The 2500-nt window shown below is 53.6% G+C and carries 2 rRNA genes (1 of these 2 cut by a window edge); both read right to left on the reverse strand.

The window, feature by feature from the left end:
* Positions 1-61: ribosomal RNA gene (gene rrf, locus ABR323_RS21740) — 5S ribosomal RNA — on the reverse strand; the annotation flags it as partial.
* A gap of 126 nt (positions 62-187) precedes the next feature.
* Positions 188-2500: ribosomal RNA gene (locus ABR323_RS21745) — 23S ribosomal RNA — on the reverse strand (it continues 568 nt past the right edge of the window).

Below are 2500 nucleotides of genomic sequence, written 5' to 3' on the forward strand. Positions count from 1 at the left end.
TACGTTTCACTTCCGAGTTCGGGATGGGATCGGGTGGTTCCATAGCGCTAATTTCACCAGGGAGGCTTTTGGAGAGTCGCACTCGTCCCAGGGGGACAAGGCGCCAGCCTCGCATAGTTCTTGTGACGTAGCGTGCACTTGGATGCTCTTACGACGTTGTCGTAAAGCCAAGGCAACTTGAGGTTATATGGTCAAGCCACACGGATCATTAGTATCAGTTAGCTCAATACATTGCTGTACTTACACACCTGACCTATCAACCACATAGTCTATATGGTTCCTTCAGGGGGCTTGTGCCCCGGGAGATCTCATCTTGAGGCGCGCTTCCCGCTTAGATGCTTTCAGCGGTTATCGCTTCCGAACATAGCTACCCGGCAATGCCACTGGCGTGACAACCGGAACACCAGAGGTTCGTCCACTCCGGTCCTCTCGTACTAGGAGCAGCCCCTCTCAAATCTCCAACGCCCATGGCAGATAGGGACCGAACTGTCTCACGACGTTCTGAACCCAGCTCGCGTACCACTTTAAATGGCGAACAGCCATACCCTTGGGACCGACTACAGCCCCAGGATGTGATGAGCCGACATCGAGGTGCCAAACACCGCCGTCGATATGAACTCTTGGGCGGTATCAGCCTGTTATCCCCGGAGTACCTTTTATCCGTTGAGCGATGGCCCTTCCATACAGAACCACCGGATCACTAAGTCCTAGTTTCCTACCTGCTTGATCCGTCGATCTTGCAGTCAAGCACGCTTATGCCTTTGCACACAGTGCGCGATGTCCGACCGCGCTGAGCGTACCTTCGAGCTCCTCCGTTACTCTTTAGGAGGAGACCGCCCCAGTCAAACTACCCACCATACACGGTCCCCGATCCAGATAATGGACCCAGGTTAGAACGTCAAGCACGACAGGGTGGTATTTCAAGGATGGCTCCACTGCAGCTAGCGCCACAGTTTCATAGCCTCCCACCTATCCTACACAGACGAACTCAACGTTCAGTGTAAAGCTATAGTAAAGGTTCACGGGGTCTTTCCGTCTTGCCACGGGAACGCTGCATCTTCACAGCGATTTCAATTTCACTGAGTCTCGGGTGGAGACAGCGCCGCTGTCGTTACGCCATTCGTGCAGGTCGGAACTTACCCGACAAGGAATTTCGCTACCTTAGGACCGTTATAGTTACGGCCGCCGTTTACTGGGGCTTCGATCAAGAGCTTCGCCTTGCGGCTGACCCCATCAATTAACCTTCCAGCACCGGGCAGGCGTCACACCCTATACGTCCACTTTCGTGTTTGCAGAGTGCTGTGTTTTTGATAAACAGTCGCAGCGGCCTGGTTACTGCGACCCTCTTCAGCTATAGCTCGCACGAGCCACCAAAAAGGGTGCACCTTCTCCCGAAGTTACGGTGCCATGTTGCCTAGTTCCTTCACCCGAGTTCTCTCAAGCGCCTGAGAATTCTCATCCTACCCACCTGTGTCGGTTTACGGTACGGTCTGCGTAAGCTGAAGCTTAGGAGCTTTTCCTGGAAGCGTGGTATCAGTGACTTCGCCATAAAGGCTCGTCTCGGTGCTCGGTCTTAAAGGATCCCGGATTTGCCAAAGATCCAAACCTACCGCCTTTCCCCAGGACAACCAACGCCTGGTACACCTAACCTTCTCCGTCCCTCCATCGCACTTACGCGAGGTGCAGGAATATTAACCTGCTTTCCATCGACTACGACTTTCGTCCTCGCCTTAGGGGCCGACTCACCCTGCGCCGATTAACGTTGCGCAAGGAAACCTTGGGCTTTCGGCGTGCGGGTTTTTCACCCGCATTATCGTTACTCATGTCAGCATTCGCACTTCCGATACCTCCAGCAGACTTCTCAATCCACCTTCAACGGCTTACGGAACGCTCCTCTACCGCGTACATATAAATATGCACACCCCAAGCTTCGGTTCACTGCTTAGCCCCGTTAAATCTTCCCCGCAGACCGACTCGACCAGTGAGCTATTACGCTTTCTTTAAAGGGTGGCTGCTTCTAAGCCAACCTCCTGGCTGTCTGTGCCTTTCCACATGGTTTTCCACTTAGCAGTGAATTTGGGACCTTAGCTGTGGGTCTGGGTTGTTTCCCTTTTCACGACGGACGTTAGCACCCGCCGTGTGTCTCCCATACAGTCCGTCTCGGTATTCGGAGTTTGCAATGGTTTGGTAAGTCGCGATGACCCCCTAGCCATAACAGTGCTCTACCCCCGAGAGGATACATATGAGGCGCTACCTAAATAGCTTTCGAGGAGAACCAGCTATCTCCGGGTTCGATTAGCTTTTCACTCCTAATCACAGCTCATCCCCGTCTTTTGCAACAGACGTGGGTTCGGGCCTCCAGTACCTGTTACGGCACCTTCACCCTGGCCATGACTAGATCACCCGGTTTCGGGTCTACTGCCCGCGACTATGCGCCCTTATCAGACTCGGTTTCCCTTCGCCTCCCCTATACGGTTAAGCTTGCCACGAACAGTAAGTC

Origin of the sequence: Stenotrophomonas sp. ATs4, from assembly GCF_051861585.1 — a bacterium.
GTDB lineage: Bacteria > Pseudomonadota > Gammaproteobacteria > Xanthomonadales > Xanthomonadaceae > Stenotrophomonas > Stenotrophomonas maltophilia_AS.